The organism is Bartonella sp. CM86QHHN (assembly GCF_042194695.1).
Classification (GTDB): domain Bacteria; phylum Pseudomonadota; class Alphaproteobacteria; order Rhizobiales; family Rhizobiaceae; genus Bartonella.
Genome location: NZ_JBHIND010000060.1, coordinates 123511 through 148361 on the forward strand (window position 1 = coordinate 123511; position 24851 = coordinate 148361).

At 35.2% G+C, this 24851-nt stretch carries 22 protein-coding genes; 12 read left to right on the top strand and 10 right to left on the bottom strand.

Annotated elements, in window-relative coordinates; translation table 11 throughout:
- Positions 1 to 46: 46 nt before the first annotated feature.
- Complete coding sequence (mnmE, locus tag ACFIKX_RS06450) at positions 47 to 1354, bottom strand: tRNA uridine-5-carboxymethylaminomethyl(34) synthesis GTPase MnmE (protein ID WP_375628529.1); 1308 nt, start codon at positions 1352 to 1354, stop codon at positions 47 to 49.
- A 31-nt stretch (positions 1355 to 1385) separates the two neighbouring features.
- Entirely contained in the window at positions 1386 to 2651 is a 1266-nt protein-coding gene (gene rho, locus ACFIKX_RS06455) for a transcription termination factor Rho (RefSeq protein WP_015857121.1), read from the bottom strand.
- Between the two features lie 552 nt (positions 2652 to 3203).
- On the opposite strand from rho, the gene ACFIKX_RS06460 reads away from it, so the two are divergent.
- The 6 genes from ACFIKX_RS06460 (at position 3204) to polA (ending at position 10024) form a co-directional block, all read left to right on the top strand.
- Entirely contained in the window at positions 3204 to 4043 is an 840-nt protein-coding gene (locus ACFIKX_RS06460) for a pyruvate, water dikinase regulatory protein (protein WP_273790174.1), read from the top strand.
- Positions 4040 to 4636, top strand: coding sequence for a Maf family nucleotide pyrophosphatase (locus ACFIKX_RS06465; protein ID WP_375611343.1), 597 nt, complete (start codon positions 4040 to 4042; stop codon positions 4634 to 4636). The genes ACFIKX_RS06460 and ACFIKX_RS06465 overlap by 4 nt, the downstream gene beginning before the upstream one ends.
- Positions 4629 to 5501, top strand: a complete 873-nt coding sequence (locus ACFIKX_RS06470) for a shikimate dehydrogenase (RefSeq protein ID WP_375628527.1) — start codon at positions 4629 to 4631, stop codon at positions 5499 to 5501. The genes ACFIKX_RS06465 and ACFIKX_RS06470 overlap by 8 nt, the downstream gene beginning before the upstream one ends.
- On the top strand, positions 5498 to 6085 hold the full coding sequence (gene coaE / locus ACFIKX_RS06475) for a dephospho-CoA kinase (protein WP_375612770.1): 588 nt from the start codon (positions 5498 to 5500) through the stop codon (positions 6083 to 6085). Before ACFIKX_RS06470 ends, coaE begins: the two co-directional genes overlap by 4 nt.
- 4 nt (positions 6086 to 6089) lie before the next feature.
- Positions 6090 to 6797 carry a DNA polymerase III subunit epsilon gene (gene dnaQ / locus ACFIKX_RS06480; RefSeq protein ID WP_375628525.1) on the top strand — a complete coding sequence of 236 codons (708 nt, stop codon included), beginning with the start codon at positions 6090 to 6092 and terminating at the stop codon, positions 6795 to 6797.
- Between the two features lie 299 nt (positions 6798 to 7096).
- Positions 7097 to 10024, top strand: a complete 2928-nt coding sequence (gene polA, locus ACFIKX_RS06485) for a DNA polymerase I (protein WP_375628523.1) — start codon at positions 7097 to 7099, stop codon at positions 10022 to 10024.
- A 5-nt stretch (positions 10025 to 10029) separates the two neighbouring features.
- Here polA and ACFIKX_RS06490 read toward each other — a convergent pair whose 3' ends face one another.
- The 7 genes from ACFIKX_RS06490 to ihfB form a co-directional block, all read right to left on the bottom strand.
- On the bottom strand, positions 10030 to 10893 hold the full coding sequence (locus tag ACFIKX_RS06490; protein WP_375612773.1) for an endonuclease/exonuclease/phosphatase family protein: 864 nt from the start codon (positions 10891 to 10893) through the stop codon (positions 10030 to 10032).
- Between the two features lie 112 nt (positions 10894 to 11005).
- Positions 11006 to 11779 (bottom strand): Bax inhibitor-1/YccA family protein, encoded by a 774-nt coding sequence (locus tag ACFIKX_RS06495; RefSeq protein ID WP_375611347.1) that lies wholly within the window; start codon positions 11777 to 11779, stop codon positions 11006 to 11008.
- A gap of 1121 nt (positions 11780 to 12900) precedes the next feature.
- Complete coding sequence (lspA, locus tag ACFIKX_RS06500) at positions 12901 to 13404, bottom strand: signal peptidase II (protein ID WP_375611348.1); 504 nt, start codon at positions 13402 to 13404, stop codon at positions 12901 to 12903.
- On the bottom strand, positions 13394 to 14248 hold the full coding sequence (locus ACFIKX_RS06505; RefSeq protein ID WP_375611349.1) for a TrmH family RNA methyltransferase: 855 nt from the start codon (positions 14246 to 14248) through the stop codon (positions 13394 to 13396). The genes lspA and ACFIKX_RS06505 overlap by 11 nt, the downstream gene beginning before the upstream one ends.
- A gap of 2 nt (positions 14249 to 14250) precedes the next feature.
- Positions 14251 to 15183 carry a class I SAM-dependent methyltransferase gene (locus tag ACFIKX_RS06510; protein WP_375611350.1) on the bottom strand — a complete coding sequence of 311 codons (933 nt, stop codon included), beginning with the start codon at positions 15181 to 15183 and terminating at the stop codon, positions 14251 to 14253.
- Positions 15184 to 15358: 175 nt separating this feature from the next.
- On the bottom strand, positions 15359 to 15655 hold the full coding sequence (locus ACFIKX_RS06515) for a lipopolysaccharide assembly protein LapA domain-containing protein (protein ID WP_273790185.1): 297 nt from the start codon (positions 15653 to 15655) through the stop codon (positions 15359 to 15361).
- Between the two features lie 7 nt (positions 15656 to 15662).
- On the bottom strand, positions 15663 to 15941 hold the full coding sequence (gene ihfB / locus ACFIKX_RS06520) for an integration host factor subunit beta (protein WP_273790186.1): 279 nt from the start codon (positions 15939 to 15941) through the stop codon (positions 15663 to 15665).
- A gap of 183 nt (positions 15942 to 16124) precedes the next feature.
- On the opposite strand from ihfB, the gene lptC reads away from it, so the two are divergent.
- The 6 genes from lptC (at position 16125) to rlmN (ending at position 23280) form a co-directional block, all read left to right on the top strand.
- Positions 16125 to 16769 (top strand): LPS export ABC transporter periplasmic protein LptC, encoded by a 645-nt coding sequence (gene lptC, locus ACFIKX_RS06525; protein WP_375611351.1) that lies wholly within the window; start codon positions 16125 to 16127, stop codon positions 16767 to 16769.
- 76 nt (positions 16770 to 16845) lie between these two features.
- The gene (locus tag ACFIKX_RS06530; RefSeq protein WP_375611352.1) at positions 16846 to 17445 is read left to right on the top strand and encodes an LptA/OstA family protein; all 600 of its coding nucleotides are present in this window, start codon (positions 16846 to 16848) and stop codon (positions 17443 to 17445) included.
- Positions 17446 to 17451: 6 nt separating this feature from the next.
- Entirely contained in the window at positions 17452 to 18246 is a 795-nt protein-coding gene (lptB, locus tag ACFIKX_RS06535) for an LPS export ABC transporter ATP-binding protein (protein WP_012754448.1), read from the top strand.
- A 912-nt stretch (positions 18247 to 19158) separates the two neighbouring features.
- On the top strand, positions 19159 to 19623 hold the full coding sequence (gene ptsN, locus ACFIKX_RS06540) for a PTS IIA-like nitrogen regulatory protein PtsN (protein WP_375611353.1): 465 nt from the start codon (positions 19159 to 19161) through the stop codon (positions 19621 to 19623).
- Between the two features lie 1885 nt (positions 19624 to 21508).
- A complete protein-coding gene (locus ACFIKX_RS06545; RefSeq protein ID WP_375611465.1) occupies positions 21509 to 22012 on the top strand; it encodes an invasion associated locus B family protein in 504 nt (167 codons plus the stop codon).
- Between the two features lie 41 nt (positions 22013 to 22053).
- Positions 22054 to 23280 (top strand): 23S rRNA (adenine(2503)-C(2))-methyltransferase RlmN, encoded by a 1227-nt coding sequence (gene rlmN / locus ACFIKX_RS06550; RefSeq protein WP_375628519.1) that lies wholly within the window; start codon positions 22054 to 22056, stop codon positions 23278 to 23280.
- A gap of 789 nt (positions 23281 to 24069) precedes the next feature.
- On the opposite strand, the gene ACFIKX_RS06555 is transcribed toward rlmN, so the two are convergent.
- On the bottom strand, positions 24070 to 24711 hold the full coding sequence (locus tag ACFIKX_RS06555; protein ID WP_375606111.1) for a LysE family translocator: 642 nt from the start codon (positions 24709 to 24711) through the stop codon (positions 24070 to 24072).
- Positions 24712 to 24851: the final 140 nt, after the last annotated feature.

Here is a 24851-nt window from a genome sequence, read left to right on the forward strand (position 1 = left end):
ATCTTTATAATCTGTCTATGAAATAATCAATGTTTCACGTGAATCATTATTTACCAACACAAAATTCTGAAAAAATAATATCAAGCAAATCTTCAACATCAATATCTCCTGTAATTTTCCCAAGAAAATCACTTGCACAACGGAGATGTTCTGCACGTAAACTGAGATCAAGAGAATGATAATTAAGAGAAAATTCAATCTCTTTAACAGCCTGCTTTAATAATTGAAGTTGCCTTTTACGTGCTGGAACAATATTTCCAATTTCAGAAGCACGATGATGACAAAATAATTCAAGTTCTTTTATAAAATAATCAAAATTTAAACCAGTTAATGCGGAAAATTGTATAGACCAACGCTGATCATTTTTTTCATAAAGATCAAGCTTATTGCCAACACACCATATTTCAGCCGATGTTTCTGGTAAATCAACTTGCTTAGGATTTCCTATATCATAAACCAAAATAACCAAATCAGCTTCCCTAACATGCTGTTTAGCAATTTCTATTCCCATCTGTTCTATTTTATTTTCTGTTTTTCTAAAACCAGCAGTATCGGTTAAAAAAATAGGTAAACCACCAAGAATAATTCTCATTTCTAAAGCATCACGGGTTGTTCCTGCTTCTTCCGTTACAATAGCAACAGATCTTCCTGAAAGACGATTCATAATGCTTGATTTTCCAGAATTTGGAGCACCAGCAATAACAATTTTTAATCCATCACGTAAAATACTCGCACGTTCTCCTTCAGTAATATATTCCCGAATAGAAGTACAAAGATCCTGAACATCTTTCCAAACTTTATCAGATATTGCGTTGGGAATATCTGCTTCATCAACAAAATCAAGTTCTGCCTCAATAAAAGCACGCGCCTTCATAAGCTTATGACGCCAATCACGATAAAGCGTCGTTAAATGTCCACTTGTACCCATAACAGCTAAACGCCGTTGGCTTTCCGTTTCTGCTTCTATTAAATCAGCAAGACCTTCTGCTTGAACAAGATCTAATTTTCCTTCCATAAAAGCACGACGTGAAAATTCACCTGCTTCTGCAATACGGCATCCAGAAAATGTCGACAATTCATCGAGAAAACGATTAACGACTGCTTTTCCTCCATGTAAATGGAATTCTGCACAATCTTCCCCCGTAAAACTATGAGGAGCAGGAAAAAAAACAGTTAAACCAGAATCTAAAAAACTACCATCACGAGCAGTAAGATTTCCATAATGCATAAAACGTGCTTTAGGTAAACGACCACAAAGCGTTTTAACTATATCCACAACATGTGGACCAGAAAGCCGAATGACTGCAACCCCTGAAGGTAACAATCCACTCGAAACAGCAAAGATTGTATCCACAGGTTTTATCCTAATAAAAACTTTAATGACTCTACGTATTCATTGAATCAAAAAATTCACTATTGTTTTTTGTTTGCTTTAATTTATCAATCAAAAATTCAATTGCATCTGTTACATTCATAGATGCTAAAATACGACGAAGAACAAAAATTTTGTGTAAATCTTGTCGTTCTACCAGAAGTTCTTCCTTACGCGTTCCTGACTTTAAAATATCCATAGCAGGGAAAATACGTTTATCAGCAACTTTTCGATCAAGAACAATTTCCGAATTACCTGTTCCTTTAAATTCTTCAAAAATAACCTCATCCATACGACTTCCTGTATCAATCAAAGCCGTTGCAATAATGGTTAAAGATCCGCCTTCTTCAATATTACGTGCTGCACCAAAAAAACGCTTTGGACGCTGGAGGGCATTTGCATCCACACCACCTGTTAAAACTTTACCTGAAGAAGGAACAACTGTATTATATGCACGCCCAAGACGTGTAATAGAATCGAGAAGAATAACAACATCACGCCCATATTCAACAAGACGTTTGGCTTTTTCAATGACCATTTCTGCCACTTGTACGTGACGTATTGCAGGTTCATCAAAAGTAGAAGAAACCACTTCTCCTTTTACTGAACGCTGCATATCAGTAACTTCTTCTGGTCGTTCATCAATTAAAAGAACAATGAGATAACATTCAGGATGATTAGTGGTAATAGAATGAGCAATATTTTGAAGTAAAACTGTTTTTCCCGTCCGAGGAGGAGCTACAATTAACCCTCTTTGTCCTTTTCCCAATGGAGATATCAAATCAATCACGCGTGATGACATATCTTTCTCTGTAGGATCTTGTATTTCCATTTGGAAACGTTCATTTGAATAAAGAGGAGTAAGATTATCAAAGTGGATTTTATAACGAATCTTTTCAGGTTTTTCGAAATTAATTGTATTAATTTTAAGGAGAGCAAAATAACGTTCTCCCTCTTTTGGACTGCGTATGGGACCTTCAATTGTATCGCCTGTTTTTAAAGAAAACGACTGTATTTGTGCAGGTGAAAGATAAATATCATCAGGACCAGGAAGATAATTAGCATCAGCAGATCTCAAAAATCCAAATCCGTCTTGTAAAACTTCAACAACACCTTCTCCTATAATTTCAACGTCTTGTAGAGCAAGTTTTTTCAAGATAGCAAACATTAATTCTTGTTTGCGCATAAGGGAGGCATTTTCAACTTCTAATGTTTCAGCAAAAGAAACAAGCTCAACGGGATTTTTGCTTTTAAGTTCTTGTAGTTTCATTTTTTGCATGAAATATGCTCTTTGTAATTAAGGAGAAGATTGTTCTAAATAATTTATGGAAATTTATGAGTGAAATATTATTAAGAAAAAATATCCTACACTCAATTTTTTTAATCTGCAAGTACCATTTATATGAAATTTGTTCCTGTAATATTAAGTAATTATATGAAAAACTTGAAAAAATATAAAATCCAAATAGTATTTAATTATTTTAATAACAAAAATGTGAGTTAGGATTATAGCATTAATGAAATGCTATTCAAAAGTATTTTTTACAGAAATTTATATTAATAAATTTATATTAAAGAAAGGATTATTCTTATTTATAACTGTGTTTAGTGTGGATTATTATTTATCCTCAATTTTATCCACAAAAGGAACTGAAAAAAGAATAAAAATATCACTATCTTAAAGATATTATCCCCTCTTTTTTTATAAGAGGGATTAAATTATCACAAGCATTTAATTTGTGCATAAAAAAGGAGAATTTTTCCTAAATTTTAGTTTTATAAAAAACGGTGAAGATATATACACATGTCTTAACAAGGAGTTAAAATTTTTGTGACAAAAGAAAAAAAATTCTTTCATTTACACATGCTTTCTGATGCAACGGGAGAAACATTAATCTCTGTTGGAAGAGCTGTAGCATCGCAATATGCAATGAGTCAGGCAACAGAGCATATCTATCCTATGATTCGTAATAGAATACAGTTACAAAAAGCTCTTGATGAAATACAACAAGAACCAGGTATTGTTCTTTACACAATGATTGATGAAGAATTTAAACTTCTCCTTCAAAAAATGTGTAAAAAAATAAAAGTTCCCTGTATTGATATATTACATCCTGTTTTAAATGCTTTTCAGTCTTACCTTGGAATGCCAACACATTTACGTGCGAGCGCACAACATGATCTTAATGCGGATTATTTTCGCCGTATTGAGGCACTGGATTTTACAATAGAGCATGATGATGGACAGTCTTCCAGTAGCTTATCCGAAGCAGATGTGATTCTTGTGGGAATTTCAAGAACCTCTAAAACGCCAACAAGTATCTATTTAGCAAATCGCGGAATAAAAACGGCTAATATTCCTCTTATTCCTAATATTGATTTGCCAGAATCCCTTTTAGAGGCAAAAAATTCTTTAATTATTGGTTTAATTGCTTCAGCTGAAAGAATCTCACATATCCGCCAAAATCGAGATTTGGGAGAAAGTTTTGCTCTTGATAATTATACAAATCGTATCAACATAGCTGAAGAATTAATCTATGCAAAACGCATTTGCGAACGTTTTGGTTGGCCTATTATTGATGTCACAAGACGTTCTATTGAAGAAACTGCTGCTGCAATATTTGAACTGTTATCACGATTTCGTGAAGGAAATGAGAGAAAATTCTCATGAACGCAGATACGTTAATATTAGCATCTCTTAGTTTTTATCGTGCAAAATTATTAAAAAAAGCAGGTTTAAATTTTTCCATTGAAGGAGCTTCTTTTGATGAAAGAGAAGTAGAAAAAAAAGCAAAAGAAAAAACACCTAAAGAACTCAGCTGTTTTCTTGCGAGCGCAAAAGCAAAAAATGTTTCAGATCGTTTTCCTGATGCTTTCGTTATTGGTTGTGATCAAGTTCTTGATTTTGAAGGTCAAGTTTTTCACAAAGCAACAAATATTAAAGAAGCACATCAACGTTTATGTGAATTATCAGGAAAAACCCATTCTCTTCATAGTGCGGTAGCTTTATTTAAAAATGGTCAAAAAATTTGGGTTGAAGCTTTTAGTGCACATATGTCCGTCCGTTTACTCTCATCAGAATTTATTGAACGTTATTTAGCACGCGTAGGAAAAGATGTTTTAAACAGCGTGGGAGTATATCAAATTGAAGGAGAAGGAATTCATCTCTTTGAAAAAATTGAAGGAGATTTTTTTACCATTGTTGGTTTACCTTTACTGCCTCTACTCATAAAACTGCGTCACTTAGGAATTATTGATGGTTGACTTAACAATAAAAAAAACAAATTATCCGCGTGCTTTTGTTGTTGGTTCTCCAATTCATCATTCAAAATCGCCAAAAATTCACAATTTTTGGCTTAAACAATATGGTTTACAAGGAGAATATATTGCACAAGAAGTAACATCTGAAGAGTTCAGTCATTTTATTGCGTCTTTACAAAAAATAGGCTTTTGTGGAGGAAATGTTACTTTGCCTCATAAACAGGAAGCTTTTCGTTTAGCAGATTATAAAGATGAGAGAGCAACAATGATTGGTGCTGTTAATACACTTTGGTATGAAGGAGATAAGCTTTGTGCCACGAATAGTGATGCCTATGGTTTTAGCGCTAATCTTAATGATTTTGCATCTGATTGGGGAGGGGAAACAGCTCTTGTTTTTGGAGCAGGTGGTGCCGCACGCGCTATCATATATGCCTTAAAAAGACGCGGATTTGAACAGATTTATTTAATTAACCGTACAAAACAACGTGCTGATAATTTAGCTCAGCATTTTGGAAAAATCATTAAAGTTTACGATTGGCATAAAATCCATGAAATACTTCATCAAGCTGATTTGATTGTTAATACAACCTCTATTGGCATAAAAAGTCCAGAAGAAAAAAGTGATTCTTTTTTTTGCGATTTTCATAAAGCAAAAAAAACGGCATTAGTAACAGATATTATTTATACACCATTGATAACTCCTTTTTTACTACAGGCAAAGGCTTGTGATCTCAAGACGGTTGATGGACTTGGGATGCTTCTACATCAGGCTGTTATAGGGTTTGAACAGTGGTTCGGAATAAGACCACAGGTAACAAAAGCGTTACGGACAGCTATTTTAGAGGATATGAGTGAAAAAAGAGAATGAAGATCATAGGATTAACGGGATCAATTGCTATGGGAAAATCAACAGTTGCTGATTTTTTCAAGCAAGCGGGTATTTCTGTTTTTAGTGCTGATGAGGCGGTACAACAACTCTATAAAAGTGAGCCAGCTTTGTCATTCATAGAGCGTATTTTTCCAGGTGTTGTTGAAAACGGAGAAGTTAACCGTTTGAAACTTTCTGAAATTTTGATTGATGATAAAGAAAAATTACAAACATTAGAAAAAATAATTCATCCTTTGGTGCAAGAAAAAGAAAGGGAATTTATTGATATAGCGCGTGAACAAGGGAAAAAATTAGTTATTCTTGATATTCCACTTCTGTTTGAAAAAAATGGTGAAAGTCGTGTGGATAGCGTTATTGTTGTTTCTGCTCCACCAGAAATACAAAAAGAACGTGTAATGATTCGCCAAGGTATGAATGAGAAAAAATTTGCCTTTATCAACGCTCAACAAATGCCAGATGAAAAAAAACGAGAACGCGCTGATTTTATTATTGATACAGGGAAAGATTTAGAGAATACACGTCAACAGGTTTTTGATGTGATAAAAAAATTGCTAAAGAATTAAAATTATGCGTGAAATTATTTTTGATACAGAAACAACAGGTTTAGATAAAGAGAAAGATCGCATAATCGAAATTGGTTGTGTAGAAATGGTTGATCGTTATCTCACAGGACGCCAATTTCATGTTTATTTAAACCCTGAAGGCGTTATTATTCCTGATGAAGTTGTAGCAATTCACGGATTAACCAATGAACGCTTGAAAAACGAGAAAAGTTTTAGTGATATTGTTGATGAATTTTTGGAATTTATCAAAGACGCGACAATGATTGCGCATAATGCGAGTTTTGATATTGGTTTTATTAATGCAGAATTAAAACGCGTCAACAAACCGCTTATCAGTGTTGATAATATTCTTGATACATTGGCTATGGCGCGGCGTAAATTTCCTATGGGTCCTAATTCTCTTGATATTTTATGCAAACGTTTTGGAATTGATAACAGCCATCGTGTTCTTCATGGTGCTTTGCTTGATGCAGAGATTCTAGCCGATGTTTATATTGAGCTCATCGGTGGAAAGCAAGGTGTATTGGGTTTTGATAACAGAAGGGATGTTGATGAACATATCCAGAACGATAAAGATACATCTTATGCCGTTAAAATTCGCCCGCAAGCTTTACCTTCAAGATTGAGTATGCAAGAAAAAAAGTTACACGCTGATTTTATCTACAAAATGGGTGAAAAAGCTCTGTGGAATAACTTCAAAATTCATGAATAACATCATCTTTTATCTAAAAGAGTCACGATTGAAATTAAAGAATATCGATGTCAAAAAAAACGGTCGTTGTGGGGAGGGGAACACCACAACGACCCTGTCGCTACATCGTACCTCAGCTATCATAGGAGGAGCAAAATGAAAGCTATTAATCCTGTAACAGCAAAGAAAAGCTCTAGGTACTTAATATAAAGTGCAACGACTTCACGTCTTATGAAGAGAAAAAATGGCTTTTTAGAGGCAAAGTGAAAAAATATATAAGGGTAATTTGTTTTTTTAGCTGAAATGGAGAAAAAATTGTCATGAAAGCAACAGATCATCTTTTTTTGGTTGACGGATCAGGCTATATTTTTCGTGCTTATTATGCTTTGCCGCCTTTAAAACGTAAAAAGGATGGACTTCCTGTAGGAGCAGTAGCTGGTTTTTGCAATATGTTATGGAAATTACTTTGTGATGCTCGTAATACAGCTACGGGTGTTGTTCCAACACATTTTGCTGTTATTTTTGATTATTCATCTGATACTTTTCGGAAACAAATTTATCCTGAATATAAAGCGAATCGCGTTGAACCTCCTGAAGATCTAATTCCTCAATTCGCGCTAATACGCCAAGCAACGAAGGCTTTTAATTTGCCTTGTATTGAAAAGGAAGGCTTTGAAGCGGATGATTTAATTGCTACCTATGCAAAGTTGGCAACAAAGGTTGGGGCAAAAACAACCATTATTTCTTCCGATAAGGATCTTATGCAACTCGTAAATACGCATGTATCTTTGTATGATGGAATGAAAGATAAGCATATAGGTATCTTAGAAGTTATAGAAAAATGGGGTGTTGCGCCTGAAAAAATGATTGATTTACAAGCATTAATTGGAGATTCAACGGATAATGTACCGGGTATTCCAGGCATTGGTCCAAAAACTGCAGCTCAGTTGTTAAATGAATTTGGTTCTCTTGATCTTTTATTGCAAAACGTAACAGAAATTAAACAAACAAAACGACGTGAAAGCATTCAAGCTTATAGAGAACAAGTTAAAATATCTCGTGAACTTGTCAGGCTTAAAACAGATGTTCCTATAGATAATGATTTAGATGATTTTATTTTGGAGCCACAAGATGGTCCACGTTTAATTGCTTTTTTGAAAGCTATGGAGTTTTCAACATTAACGCGTCGCGTGGCAGAGGCAACAACATGCGATGCAGCTGTTATTGACGCACTTGATATAAATGTTGAATGGGAAAAACTAAGCCCCAGGAATGATTCTGATATCAGGCATGATTCTGATATCAAGAATACTGAGCGCGCATCCCTTCATAATTTTTCTGAAAATTCTCCACAAGTTTTTGCACAAGAACGTAAAGATCAAGCGCTGACTCAAAAAATTACAAGAGATGCTTATACAACAATTCTTGATGAGGAAATTTTAAAAGACTGGTTATCACAAGCACAAGAGCAGGGTTTTTTCGCTTTTGATACTAAAACAACATCTCTTGATCCGATGCAAGCAAAGCTTGTTGGTTTTTCACTCGCATTACAGCCGGAAAAAGCAGCTTATATACCTCTTGAACATTTTGATGAAGGAGAAGAGGACCTTTTGAGGGGCGGGCGCATTGCTTCACAGATTGGGGCTCAAAAAGCTTTAGCACTTTTAAAACCGATATTAGAAGATTCAGCGGTGTTAAAAATTGGTCATAATATAAAATATGATTGGTTGGTGATGAAGCAATACGACATTATGATAAGCTCTTTTGACGACACCATGCTTTTATCATATGCTTTTGATGCTGGAATGTTAACCCATAATATGGATGATTTGTCTGAACGTTGGCTTGAGCATAAACCAATTGCCTATAAAGATTTAACGCATAACGGGAAAAAAATTACTTCTTTTGCACAAGTAGATTTAAAACAAGCAACCCTTTATGCGGCGGAAGATGCTGATATAAAGCTACGTCTTTGGCAAGTATTGAAACCGCAACTTGTTGCTCGTGGAATGACAAAAATTTATGAGCGTCTTGATAGACCTCTTGTAGAAGTTCTTGCAAGAATGGAAGAACGGGGGATTCTTATTGATCGGCAGATTTTATTGCGTCTTTCAGGAGAGTTGGCACAAGCTGCTTTGATTCTAGAAGAGGAAATTTACAAACAAGCTGATGAAAAGTTTAATCTTGCTTCGCCAAAGCAATTAGGGGATATCCTTTTTGGCAAAATGGGATTACCTGGAGGTGCTAAAACCAAGGGCGGACAATGGTCAACTTCTGCACAGACCTTAGAAGAGTTGGCTGCTGAAGGTCATATTTTACCGCGTAAAATTATTGAGTGGCGTCAACTTTCAAAGCTAAAATCTACCTATACAGATGCCTTGCCTTCTTATATTTTTTCAAAAACAGGGCGAGTTCACACGAATTATTCTTTGGCAATAACATCAACAGGTCGGTTATCATCATCAGAGCCAAATTTGCAAAATATTCCAGTGCGAACTGCTGAAGGACGTAAAATTCGAACAGCTTTTATTGCTCCCAAAGGACATGTGTTACTTTCTGCTGATTATAGTCAGATTGAGTTGCGCATTCTTGCACATATTGCGGATATAAAAGCATTAAAAGAAGCTTTTGCTAAAGGGCATGATATTCACGCTATAACGGCATCACAAATGTTTGGTGTTGCGATAGAAGGAATGCATTCAGATATACGACGGCGTGCAAAAGCGATTAATTTTGGTATTATTTATGGTATTTCAGCTTTTGGATTAGCCAATCAATTGGGAATTTCACGCCAAGAAGCGGGTCGTTATATTCAACTGTATTTTGAAAGATTTCCAGGAATTAAAGATTATATGGAGAAGACCAAAATCTTTGCACGTGAAAATGGTTATGTAGAAACAATTTTTGGACGTCGTATCCATTATCCAGAAATAAAAGCAAAGAATGTAAAAATTCGTTCTCTTAATGAGCGGGCAGCTATCAATGCTCCAATTCAAGGTTCTGCGGCCGATATTATTCGCCGCGCTATGATACATATGGAAGATGCTTTAAAAGCAGAAAAACTATCAGCAAAAATGTTGCTGCAAGTTCATGATGAACTGATTTTTGAAGTACCAGAAGAAGAAAGTAAAAAAACCATGACTGTTGTTAAAAATGTTATGGAAAATGCTACAATACCGGTTCTATCTTTATCTGTCCCGCTTGAAGTAAAAGTTATGACGGCTCAAAATTGGGATGAGGCACATTAATTTTTTTATTTATTTTTAAGAATATTGATTGCGTTGGAAAGATTAAGATAGGCTTTGATAGGCAAATGATCTGAAGCAATGCGTGCAAGTGGTGAATAATGATTTTCAATACTTGTTACCAATTGGTGGGGAAAAGAAAAAACTCTATCAAGGGCTAACAAAGGAAAACGAGAGGGAAAGCTTGGTACAACTTCAAAAGTGCTATCAAAATAGGGAGAAAAATGATTTAAAGATGAGCCTTTTCCCATTCGCCATTCATTAAAATCTCCTATGAGGAGTGTAGGCATAAGGGGGCGTTTTTGGAAAATTTCAAGGAGCATTTTTGTTTGTTGTTTACGAGAGTAACGTAATAAGCCAAAATGAGCCGCAATAATACGAATAGGGCCTGCTGCCATTTCCAACTCTACAATTACAGCCCCACGTGGTTCAATACTAGGAAGAGTGACTTGTAAAGTATCACGTACATATCCCTTTCGCAAAAAAAGAGCATTCCCATGCCAACCATGGCCATGAGGTGACATAGTATTAAGAGGTACAGGAATCAAACCGGTTTCAGCTTTTAATAGCTGAAGATTAATCAAACCGATGCGTTCCCCAAAACGTTTATCTGCTTCTTGAAGAGCAAGGATATCAACTTGTAATTCAGTAATAACACGGACAATTCTTGTAGGATTAAAAACTTTATCAACACCTACACATTTATGCACATTATAGGAAGCAACGGTCAGATCATAATTACTATTTTGATTGACGATGTTTGATTGATGATGAGAGCGGCTGTGAATTGTATTTAAAAAGGAGCTATGGAGTTTTTGTTGGATAAAACCGGTAAACCAAGGGAATTTTTGCTTATAAGGGATTTTTGTCATTTTGCGAAAAGAATAGTTTCTAAGAAGCAGAGGGTAAAGATTTACACTAAAAACAAAAGAACCTTGTTTCTAAAAGAAACAAGGTTCTTTAATTAAGTAATGATTTTTGCAATCAATCACGGTTTGAGCCAAGAAACTGTAGCAAGAAGACAAACATATTGATGAAATCAAGATAAAGATTCAGCGCGCCCATAATAACTTTACGTCCTCTGGTATCGCTTTCATCTCCTTCATAATACATCAACTTAATGCTCTGGGTATCGTAGGCTGTTAAACCAGCAAAGATAAAAACACCAATCACAGAGATAGCAAACTGCAAAGCGCTTGATCCAAGAAAAATGTTCACAATCATGGAAAGCAACAAGCCGATCAATCCAATGAATAAGAATGAACCGATTGCTGTGAGATCACGCTTTGTTGTGTATCCATAAAGTGAAAGAGCTCCAAAAGTTGCGGCGGAAATGACAAAGGTTTGCACAACACTTTCTGTCGTATAGCGCAAAACGATTGAAGACAGTGAAAGACCAACCAGAGCAGCATAACCAAAAAAGAGACTACGAGCAGCATTTGTGCTCAATGTATTAATTTTAAAACTGAGAAATAAGACTGCTATGAGTGGTGCAAACATAACAATATAAGAGAATGGCGATGTATAAAATGTTACTCCAAATGGTGTTAGATAAACACTGCTATTGATTTGAGCTGCTGCTTGGCTCATATCTGTTGTCGTTGCTAATGATACAATTGCATAAGCGGCAGCAGCTGTAATAAGCAAACCAATGGCCATTGCATTGTAGACACCCAACATATAGTCGCGTAATCCCTGATCAATTGATGCATCGGCATGAGAAGCAGGTGCCGAACGTAAATCTTTAAAATTAGCCATAATATAAAATCCTTTAGCATATGTTCTGTCAGGTATAGGGCTTTAAAGGTGTCTCTGTCATTACACAGATAAGCTTGGTATAAGCCTTAATTGGGCAAATACAAAAACCCTTAAGAATCACTGACAGAATTCCAGCATATATGCTCTTATTATGGAGATTTATTTAAAAATTACAAGAGATTTATATGAAGAAGGAACCTTACAAATTGGTAAGGAAATAGTTCATTTTAATAAAAAATATTTCCATTTTTTGCCATATTTTTGCAAGATAAAAAGACTATACTTAAAAACTTTTCTATTTTCACAGAAACTATGTAATACAATCCCTTATAAAATATTCACTATTTTTGCGTTTATGAGAAGAGCGGCAAGTATCATCACACTATTTCAACCTCCAATATTGCATCTGTTTTGCACGGTTATAAGAGCTATTGAATTGGATTTTTTATAATATATTGATGTATAATGATAAATTGTCTTTTTGAATGCTAAATGATACTCCGAATATCGCAAGATTCTCTGGTTGAAAATCTGTTCATATTAAATCAATCAAGATTATTGACTTGCTTGTGTCTTGCAAGAGACATGGTTTTAATGGATTCAACATGAACAGATTCCAAATAAAAGAGATTTAGAATAGTAAGGGCTTTTATTCAATATGAAAAACGGTAATTTATATTTATAATCAATATGTTGCTTTAACAAGACACCATTGAAAATAGTTGAAAAAATGTTTTTTATTAAACAATATATAAAATAAAAAAGGAGAGTTTTTAAACGAAGCACTTAAGAAAGGCTCTGTAAAATCGATATCTGTAAAAACTAAAAAACATACGAAAAGCAATTGTTCTAATCAAATAAACAGAACTTCGAATGCTGTGAAATGTCTCCTCAAAAATTGTGATGTAGGACACATGGATAAAAAATATTGATTCTATTTGAGTTCATTTCTTTTGCACTAACTAAGTGTAGAAATGTAAAGTTGAAAAGAAAGTAAGATCTTATAGTCCCATGAAGAGAAACACGTGAAATGACGAGCAACAAGAATTGATTAAGAGAAATCAATGCGTAATCAGACTTGTGATGGTCAATAATCTCTGTTTTCTAAGGCACTGAACATATCAGTGAGAAGATGTACTATTGGAATGACGCCTTGCTTTCATCCAAGTACGCAATTCTTCAATAAGGATGGCAATAACACCGAGAGTGATAAAACTATCTGCAAGGTTGAAAATAGCAAAATAAAAAATATCATCAATATGAAAAAGTATATAATCAGTGACATGATGAAAGCGAATACGATCAATGAGATTGCCGATGGCTCCCCCAATAATAAGAATAAGGCCAAAGCGCATTAAAGACTTATTATATTCAGTATTTTTCCATAACCATAGAAGAAAGATAATCACAATGATCGTGATGGCGATGATTCCCCACTGAGAAAAGGAAGAAAAAAACGAAAATGCAATGCCAGAATTGCGCACATGATAAAGGGAAAGAAAAGGAATAAGCGAAATTTCTGTTCCTAAAGGCATATTGTGCATAACCCAGTATTTGACAGCTTGATCAAGTACTACTGTAAAAGCCAAGCCCAAGAGAAGAAAAGGGAGTGATTTACGAATCATGTTTTTCCTCACATGGTTCAAGTATTAAATAGGGGCGACGGATTTCATAAAGCATAACAGCTGTTGCTACAGCTAGATTAAGCGAGTCTGCTCGTCCGCTTTGTGGAATACGCGTAAGTTTATCACACCGATTCGTAAGAAGATCTGATAATCCCTGTTTTTCATTCCCCATTAAAAGGATAATAGGGCCATTTTTGAAGTCAAGTGTGCGATAATCCAGAGAACCTTTGAGGTGTGTTCCAACAATCATACCTTTAAAGTGAGAAGACCAGTTTAAAAAGCCGTTTTCATCAAAACGATAAAGTGGTACAGAGAAAATAGATCCCATGGTTGCGCGGACTGTTTCAGGCGAGAAAGGGTCTGTTGTCTCGCCAATTAAAATAACACCTTTAGCACCTACAGCATCAGCGGTTCGAATAATGGTACCAAGGTTTCCAGGATCACGTACACGATCAAGCGCGATGTAAACATCTTTAATCTGCCCTTTTATCATTTCAAAAGAGTGCCATTTTTGCTTGAAAATACCAATAACTGTTTGTGGATTATCGCGTCGGGTAAGTGATTCCATAACCTTTTGTGAGGCTTTAATAACAAAACCACCGTTGGCTACAGCACGTGCGGCAGTATTTTCGATAGTAGCATTACCGATTTCACTTTTAGAAAAAATAAGCGTCTGTATTGTCCAGCCAAGATTGAGAGCATCGATGACCAATTTCAATCCTTCTGCCATGAAAAGACCTTCTCTATTACGGTTTTTCTTTTGGCTAAGTGCTTTAAGATTTTTTATGATGGGGTTGCTAAGAGAGGTAATTTCTTTCACTCTACCAGTTTTGGGTCTACACATATTCAAGCAATCCAACGGCTAAAAAGAGAAGTAGAAAGAGCACGTCCTGCAACTTCTTCACGCAAAATGAGTTCTCCTGATTCGACCGTACCACCAAGATTTACAAATGCATCACGCATTAAAGCATGAAGTGCAAAGAAGGAAGCACGAATAGAATAAGCTGTAAGGACAACAGAGAGCGGTTTATCAGAGAGAAGTTTACGACAATTTGTGATCATGGCGGGTAAATGATCAAACAGTTGCCAAATTTCACCATGGGGTCCACGCCCATAAGCAGGGGGATCAAGAAGAATCATATCATAGCTTTTTTTACGACGCAGTTCACGCTCGACAAATTTCATAGCATCATCGCAAATCCAGCGAATAGAATGATCTGGTAATCCTGCTCTTTCTTGATTAGCTTTTGCCCACGCAATGGCTTTTTTAGAAGCATCAACATGGGTAACATTCGCACCCGCTCGTGCTCCAATCAAAGAGGCAATACCTGTATAGCCAAAAAGATTCAACAATTTTATAGGGCGTTCGGCTTTAACAATTTGTTCTTCCATAGAGCGCCAATGGGCATCTTGTTCAGGAAAAACCCCCACATGACGAAAGGAAGTAAAACGGCCTAGAAAAGACAATCCATTCCAAGCAAGAACCCATGTTTCATCAAGTGGCTTTTTAGGAAAATGCCAACGCCCAACCCCTTCTTCATCAAGGTTTCCTGTGAAAATAGCATCAACATCAGCCCATTGTTTTTGTGGTAAAGCGGGTTTCCATAGTGCTTGACCTTCTGGTCGAATAATGCGGTAAGCTCCATAACGTTCTAATTTTTGTCCATGACCAGAATCAATGAGAGCATAGTTTTCGCTTATACCCGTTTCTAAAATAAGGGGCAGCTTTTCCTGCGGATATCTATTGTTATGGGAGAATTGAAAGCATTGTGCAGGCATGTTTTGTATCACGGTATATGAGGTATAAAAATATATTATAAAGCTCTTAAATGTTTCGTAAAAGTGCAAAAAAGCTAAAGTCAATTAAAACAATGTATAAAAAAAAAGAAAAAGAGCACTTTTAACTCTGTACTGAATATAGAATACAGAGAGAAAAGATTTCATTTAAATACCATTACACCAAATTTGTGATAGATGTTTTCAATTTTTCAATCTCGGCTTTACTTTTTTTGAGAGCTTTTTTGTATTTGTGATAGGAAAACCAACTGATCAGATTTCCTAATAAAATACCAAAACCAAAGAAAATAAAGAGCCATATAAAGAGGGGAGCATGATAAGTAAAACTTTCAGGATTTGCTCGAAAAGGATCAAGGGTTAACGGAACCATTTGACGATTAGCCACGATAAAAACAATCAAAACCGCTGCGAGAATCACACCGATACTTGTTAGAAGAATACGTTTAATTATCATAAGTTTCTCACTGATTAAGACGGTCGCGTAAATCCTTGCCAGTTTTAAAAAAAGGAATCCACTTTTCTTCAACAGAAACGGCTTCACCTGTTCGTGGGTTACGTCCATTACGGGCTGAACGGCTTTTTACAGAAAAAGCTCCAAATCCACGAAGTTCAACGCGATTGCCATTTGCAAGTGCTGTTGCAATTTCCTCAAAAATAGCGTTTACAATATTCTCCACATCCCGTTGAAAAAGATGCGGGTTATGACGAGCGATAATTTGTACAAGCTCTGATTTTACCACAATAGCCTCACTTTCACACAAAAAAATTTTGTAATTGTGCACTCCATGCATATTACAATATATAAACGGATAAAAGCAAAATAAAATCAAGAAAAAACAAATTGCAAGAAACAAAATTTGAAAATACCTTCTATAAAGGGTATACAGATTAAAAATGCGGAGGATTTAAGAGATCAGGAGAGTATGTCCGTACACAATCATTATAAAGCCTTTTCAACGCAATCATCTTTTGGAGATGTTTTAAAAAAAGCATCCCGTCATTCGCGTCGCATTAGCATATTAAAAATTTTTTTACCTCTCTTAGCGTTGATTTCAGCGCTGGTTTTTTGCTGGTTTACGTTTTTCTTGGTTCCCGTTACTTCTGATTCTATGCCTTTGAATAATGGAGAAAGTGGCGTGATGAATTTGACGATGCTCAATCCAAAATTAGAAGGGTATACGCGTGCTCATGAACCTTATTGGCTTAAAGCAGAAAAGGCATTTCAAGATCATACCCACGCTGGAATGATTGGGTTGCAAAACATTACAGCTAGAGCATTTATGGGCCAACAAAGACAGGTTTTTCTCGTCGCACAAGGGGGGGTTTACGATAACATTAATGGTTTTTTACAGTTGGATAAGCCATTCACGATTACGACGAATGATGGGATGATGGTACAATTTATGTCAGCTAGTATTAACTTATCCGAGGGACAGTTAAAAACAGATCAACGTGTTAATATTCAGCAAGCCGGTTTGAATCTTGCCGCAAACGCCTTACAAATTCGAGAAAAAGGAAAAAACATATATTTCCATGGTGGTGTGCATTTAGTGCTTCAAAAGCAATAACGCAATATCAATACAAATCTTTAAAGGATATTTATAAAGAGAAGTATGTGTATATACAAACAGAAGAATTGAAATAATGAAATCGTACAAAAGATGGATAGGTGTGATGTTAGCTTTTAGCATGGGAATGTTAGGAGAAGGAGCAGTTTTAGGATATGCTGAAGTGGCTCATTTTGGAATAAGTCTATCAAGCGATAAAGAACCGGTAGAACTTCATGCAGATTCTTTGGAAATACGTGATAAAGAAGGGATAGCGCTTTTTAAGGGTGATGTTTCAGTGGTACAAGGTAAACGTCTTTTAAAAACGGCAGAATTAGTTGTTTACTACGATAAAGCATATAAAGAAATTGATAAAAACAAGGAAGATACAAAGGCATCATCTGTTTCTTTATTTGGTTCGTCGAGTATACAAAAAATGGAAGCTTTAGGAAAAGTTTATATAAAAATTGCTACGCAAGTTGCTACGGGTGATAAAGGCGTTTTTGATGGAAAGTCAAAAATGATGAGTTTGACAGGGAATCATGTTGTGTTAACTGATGGTGACAATGTGGCAACGGGGTGCAAACTAACGGCAAATATGGAAAGCGGAAAGGCTTTTTTAGAAGGTTGTGAGACGCCTAAGAAAAAAGGTCGTGTTTCTATTATTTTAAAACAAAATCAAAAGAATGGCCATTAAGATTTCATGTTTGGAATCAAAAGAAAAAAACAGACCGATAGGTATAATCTTGAAAGTGAAGCTTCAAAAAATCCCTTAAAAGGGACCTTGATTGCCAGTAATTTGATTAAAGTTTATCGAGGAAGACGAACTGTTAATGGTGTTTCTTTTGGCATTCGTACGGGAGAAGCCGTTGGCATTTTAGGGCCCAATGGGGCAGGTAAAACAACTTGTTTTTATATGGTGACAGGGCTTATAAAATCTGATGGAGGATCCATTAAAATTGATGGATTTGATATTACGCATCTTCCGATGTATCGACGTGCGCGTTTAGGTATTGGATATCTTCCACAGGAAGCGTCTATTTTTCGTGGTCTTTCAGTAGAAAATAACATTAAAGCTGTTTTAGAGGTCGTTGAAAAAGATCGCCTTAAACAACGTGAAGAGTTAGATAGCCTTTTACATGAATTTAAAATTGATCATTTACGTAAAATGTCTGCACTTTCGTTATCTGGAGGTGAACGTCGGCGACTTGAAATTGCGCGCGCTTTAGCTTCTCGTCCCCATTTTATGTTACTTGATGAACCATTTGCAGGAATTGATCCTATCGCTATTTTCGATATTCAACAACTTATTCGTCATTTAACGAGGCGTGGCATTGGTGTTTTAATAACGGATCATAATGTGCGTGAGACATTAGGGCTTGTCGATCGCGCTTATATTATTCATACAGGGCGGGTGTTAGTTCACGGTTGTCCTAACGATATTATCAACAACGTTGATGTACGCAGAATTTATTTGGGAAATCAGTTTTCTCTTTGATTTTACAGCTTTCACGAGTTTCCATTTAAGTTTAACCAAACATTATTACTGAAAATTTCCTTATTTATGCCAAAACTTCTTTTATGACTATAACCTTAATGTTGTTATTGAGTGGTGAAAAAGGCTTCATCATTAGAGGTTAGTTTGTTGTTTTATAAGTTTAGCTTACTCATAATTGTATCATAGAAAAGATATCACTAGATTAACGTGATAATGAGTGATAAACGAAGCTCTCAATAAATGCGTGTGTTATTGAAAGGTAAGAGATATTTATCATATTTTTCTCTGTCGAATCAAAAAATATATCGATGATGCTGTTTTAGGTATTTTGATGGGAGCACCGGTTTATATATTGCGGTTATTCAATAGGAGTTGTCGTATTTTATTGGTTTATATCGCCTATTTGAAAATAGGAGCTTGGCTACAGATATCAGGCTAAATCTATAAATCTTTTAAAATAATCATTAAATTTCTAAAAATCTTTATATTCTTGTTATAAGTCGATGTTCAAGCTATACAGTAATTTTCAAAGTAAAGGTCCATTTTGCTCAGTATGCTTTTCATCTTAATTTAAGGGCTCATTGTTTAAAGAAAGAAAAACTCTGATGGCGGATTATACATCAACTCTTATGACAAGTTTAATAAGTTTATGAATAATGGCCTTTTCTAGAGTCGTAAGGAAATTAACTTTATGAACAACTTCATTTGTTTGGTTTCTCATGCCGTTAATGATGATCCGAATACTATTTATTATTGTTTTAGAAGTGATATGAGATGTATTGAGCCATCACCCATTATAAATTGAAAAGTAAAAACACATGCGATGTTGCGAAAAGTGAAAGAACATTAAGTATCTATAGCGTTTATAGGTTTATTGATGAGCATTTTAGCGTGTAAGAGGAAAATTAAAGTATGAATTTGAGTGAGTTAATAGCACCGGAAGCGATCATTCCGGCTCTTAAGGCTAATTCGAAAAAACAGGTTCTGCAAATTTTAGCCGAAAAAGCTTCCAAGCTAACAGGTCTTAGTGAGCATGTGATTTTTGATGTTGTTTTACAACGCGAGAAGCTTGGTTCAACGGGTTTGGGTGGAGGTATTGCGATTCCTCATGGAAAATTACCTGATATTAATCGGATCATTGGTATATTTGCACGTCTTGAAAGTCCTGTTGATTTTGAAGCTCTTGACGACGAACCTATAGATCTCGTTTTTCTCCTTTTAGCACCTGAAAATGCTGGTGCAGATCACTTAAAAGCTTTATCACAGATCGCACGTGTTTTGCGTCACACTGATGTTGTACAAAAGTTGCGCAGTACGCATAATGCCAATGCGCTTTATGCTTTATTGATTCAAACTTCAGAATCAAATGCAGCTTAAAAGTTATTATGAGCGTATAAATTGCGAGGTATGCACTACAGAGCGTAGGAAATAATATAATTTGCATCTTAAGACTAATAATAAAAGGTTATGTCATGAGATTTAAGAAAATTACTTCTAATTGAACCTTCTTTTTAAAGAGCAACCAACAAAAACGAAGGGCTTTTCCTTTCTTGTTCTCGTATATTAAAGCATCTAATTATTATGTTCGTGGATTCTTTTATCCTGTTATACTGTAAAAACACTATCATTTGAGATATGGTGAGATAAATTCTGTAAGTCTTCTTAATATATTAAGTGCTTTTAGAGTGCGTGGTAAATATTTTTAAACAGGACTTGTCTGTAGAGCCTTTAGTTAAGTGAATCACATGAGTGGGAAGAAAAGAGGAGATCGCTCGACAAGAATCCAAACTTTTTCAGTCCAGATTGGATTAAGAATCTTCGTCCTTTGAAAGCGGGAAAGAAATCAACAGAAAAGTTTATTTGTGCATTGAATTTTTTTGTAAGTTGAGTTTGAGTGTTTAGGGATAATATTTTAATGCTCAAGAAAAAATAAGAGATATATTGTATCTTCAGTATAGCAAGATATTGATTTTAAATATAATTCACTATTTCGCATGTTGGATGAGAGATCCGAATATTGTAAAATTCTCTCATTCCAAACTTGTTTATGTTGAATCAATCAAAACCATTTCCTTGCACGTTGTAAACGGAATTAGCGTGTGGATAAAAACTGTACAAGAAAGGGGTAAAAATGCTTCCTATGAATCGTCTAAAGTATCGAGAGTTGTGCAAAACATTGGGAGCTGGAAAATAGTGTTATGGTGCCAGCTTTCTTCTTCACAAGTGGAGAGATCAACTATTTTATAGATATGATTTAGATGTCTGCTGTTGTATAGAGCTCATGCTAAAGAACAATTTTGTACGGTAAGAATGAAAATTATACCTTTAGGTTGGGTGAAAGAGTTTTTATGCATAGGAAGATTTATTTAAGTGTCTTTAATTGATTAAAATATTGTTTAAAAAACGGTAATGTTAGAACTGCTATAGAAAAAAGTTTTATATTTCTTTTTATAAATTACTTAGAAATAAGATAAGGAGACTTTCCCAAAGAATTCTTAAGAAGTTTTTTATAACAGAAAGAAAAATATCGTCTAATACATTAAAATAATACGATTAAGCTATTATAAGCTACTAAAATCATTTTAGAAATTAATAATTGGAGATGAAGTATATAGGGAAATAAGATCAAAAGAAACAAAATTGTATGTGATTATTGAGATAGAATCTAAATTCTTTATGTTTTATTATTAATATCTTGATAATATTTTATTATTTTTACAAGGTCTTTTGAAGATTGAGAAAAAGTGTTATCGGGACGATATTGAATACGAAATATGAATGCACTATAATGAGTAAAAGATGGAGTATTCTGCGAACATAAATGTATTGAATGCATAAAGTCGAGAAGTGATATTCGTAAGGCGATTAAGCTTTTTTGCGGGGAGTCCGGGGTGTATTTTCAAAATTTTGCATCAGATTGCTTGTGATATAAAGAGTATGGTTTATTTCTTAACAGAGTGATGGTATATTTTCATCTCGTTTTGAAGTTCTATAGCTTAAAGAAATCGTTTTTTATACAAAAACGAAATAAGTAGCGTAAAATGAAGATATTATTTTTTAATGTGGTTATTGAATAAGAAGTTTATGTTTTGGTAACGATTAAAAGGTCACAATGAAACGTAGAAATCTATTTTGATTAGTGTGAAAATATTTCGCTTATTGAAGGAATTAGGACAATAACACATGAATATCGAGGAGTTTTTGTTGAATTTTTCCAATGAAGAAAATCTTGTTAGAGACTAAAGAAGTGAGCTAAATGAAGATGTTTGAAAAGACTGTTATTGCTGCATCTGTAATGGTTCTTGTTACAGCGGGAGTGGCATATGCACAAACGCCAAGCCGTTTAAATCAATTTGAAGCGTGGGGAGCCTATTCTTATAAATCGCCCAAAAATACGATTTGCTATGTGTTATCGGTACCTTTGAAGGCTCTTCCAACGACAGTTAATCATGGTGATAACTTTTTCTTGGTTACCAAGCGTTCTCATTCACCTATTTCGTTTGAACCGCAGTTTATGGCTGGTTATACCCTTCAAGAAGGGTCGAGAGTGACAGTGACCATTGGAGGTAAGGACTTTGATTTTTTCACGAAAGATTCCTCAGCTTGGCTGGCGTCATCAGAGCTAGAAAAGCAGCTTGTTTCTGCTATGCGTGCTGGAAGCAATATGACAGTGCAAGCGATATCAAAACGAGGAACGCATACCACTTATACTTATTCCTTAAAAGGGGTCACTGCTGCATTAAATGCAGCTCAAAAGTGCCATTAAGGTTTCGATAACTCTAAAATAGTGATGTGAATTGGAAAGCAATGGCCATTTCCTATGACCTTAGACCAGTTAGTTCATGTTTTGCACGAAAAACAGATAATGTGGTCGTGAAGGAGAGTTCTAAGCTCTCTTTAATTGGTTTGTCGCAAGATGAAATGATGCAAGCTTTAAAGACAGTTGGTGTACCAGAGCATCAAACGCGTATGCGTGTGCGTCAGCTTTGGCATTGGCTTTATGTGCGTGGTGTTTCAAATTTTGATGAGATGCTGAATATTTCTAAAGCAATGCAAGAAACACTTAAGTGTCATTTCTCCATTGCGCGCCCAGAAATTGTTGGAGAACAAATATCAAAAGATGGTACGCGTAAATGGCTCTTACGTTTTCCTGCACGTGGAGCTGGAAGGCCTGTTGAAATTGAAACGGTTTATATCCCTGAAGAAGGACGTGGTACTTTATGTCTTTCATCGCAAGTAGGGTGTACGTTAACCTGCTCTTTTTGCCATACGGGAACGCAGACGCTTGTTCGTAATCTGACCGCAGAAGAAATTTTGGCACAATTATTGGTTGCACGTGATTGTTTGGGTGATTTTCCTGATAAGAATACCCCTGATGGAGCAATTGTTCCCATTGAAGGACGAAAAATTACCAATATTGTTATGATGGGAATGGGAGAACCTCTTTATAATTTTGAAGCTGTTAAAAAAGCTTTATTGATTGCCTCTGATGGCGATGGACTTTCTTTATCAAAACGTCGAATTACGCTTTCAACTAGTGGAGTTGTTCCTGGAATTATCCGAACTGGAGAAGAAATTGGTGTTATGTTGGCGATTTCACTCCACGCAGTACACGATACATTAAGGGATATGCTTGTTCCCATTAATAAAAAATATCCGCTTTCTTTATTAATGGATGCTTGCCGTAATTATCCTGGTCTTTCTAATGCAAAGCGAATCACATTTGAATATGTTATGCTGAAAGATATCAATGATAGTTTAGATGATGCTAAGCGATTGATTCAGCTATTGAAAGGGATTCCTGCTAAGATTAATTTAATCCCTTTTAATCCGTGGCCAGGGAGTAATTATCAATGTTCTGATTGGGAGCAAATCGAGCGTTTTGCTGATGTCGTTAATCAAGCGGGCTATGCTTCTCCTATTCGGATACCGCGTGGACGCGATATTTTAGCTGCATGTGGACAGCTTAAATCAGCTTCAGAGCGCTTACGTAAATCTGAACGTTTACGACTTGAAAATGCCATTGGTCATTAGGTAACGCAATTTTCAGCGATATCGAGGCCTATACTTTTTTGTTTGTAATTTAATATCCAAACTTCATGCGATGGCATATGTGAGACAGAGATTAAGATGGATAAGTGCTAAACGAACAGTTTCAGCGTTTATATGCTAAATGGGGTAAGAGATTGTCTATAGTCTGTTTACATAATCTCTGAAATAAGAAGGAAACCTAATTTAGAGGGAATATGAGGTCTTAAGGATTATAACTAATTTCTACCTTATTATCATACTCGTTAATTCGGTTTTATGTCTTTTAAAAGCATCTACGGTAATATCTTTTAAAAAGTGGAGATTGTGCAATGCCTCATGCTTTTGTTTATTATTTTCTTAAATAAGATCACGCATCACAAGCAAAACAGAGGATCTAAAATATAAATACCATTGAGTTATCCATTGATATGTTTTTTAAGTATCTCTTAGTACACTCTTCATATCACGATAATGCTTGTGAGGAGTATAACAAAAAGCTTCTGTGAATGTATTGTACTCCTACACCTTTATGTTTAATAAAGGTGTAAATTGGTACCACCATTCTATTTTTCAGCTCCCAATGTTGTAACAGCTTTTAGTACTTGAGATGGTTTATAAGAGGTGTTTTTATTCTTTTCTTAGATAGTTTTTATCCATACGAAAACTCCAGCTTCTCTTGTGATGTACAAAGGAAAGGTATTGTTTTATCCAAAACAAACAGGTTTGAAATGAAAAAATCTTATAATATTTGTTTTTTTATTTAAATTAAAAGCGATACATTACACTTATAAATCAATGTTTTGTAACCACAAGGAGATGGAGGGCAAAGCTGGTAAAAGTACCTGCAATAAGCCAATCGAGAAAGCGAAGATAAAGAGGGTTCTGTTTAAGGATTTTGGTAAGTTTATGCGCTGTAAAAACGACTGAAATTGTAATGGGGAAAGAAATAGGAATATAAGAGAGTCCTAAAAAGAGCAGCTTTTGTGTTGCCATAGGATCATTTGCATTGATAAATTGTGGTAAGAATGTTGCGTTAAAGAGTATGACTTTAGGATTGAGAAGATTAATTCCAATACCAGCAAGATAGTTACGTTTAGAGCTTTGAGGTTTAGAAGATGTTGGTTCAAAGGAAAGTGTCGGGTTTCTCCTTAATGCTTGAAAGGCAAACCATAAAAGATAAAAGGCGCCAACAATTTTCAGAAAAACAAAAGCGTGTGGCGCAGCAAAAATAAGCGCTGATAAACCAAGTGCTACAGCTGTAACCTGAATGGCAAATCCTGTTGCACTTCCCAAGGCGCACATAATTCCAGCTTTTTTGCTTTGTGTAATGGTTCGTCCTACAGAAAGCATCATATCAGGTCCTGGAATAAGTGCTAAAATCAACGATGCTAAAGCAAATTGTACAACAATAGACCACTCCGGTAGAAATGACACGTCAATCTCCTCTTATTTTTAAGTAATGTTCATTATTTATACTTTGAGGCGTCTTTATTTATGCTTTTTGAGTCTTTTTAATGTTGTTTAAAGAGAATTTATTTTTATATTTCTTGTGTCGTTTTAATTTTTTAGAAAAA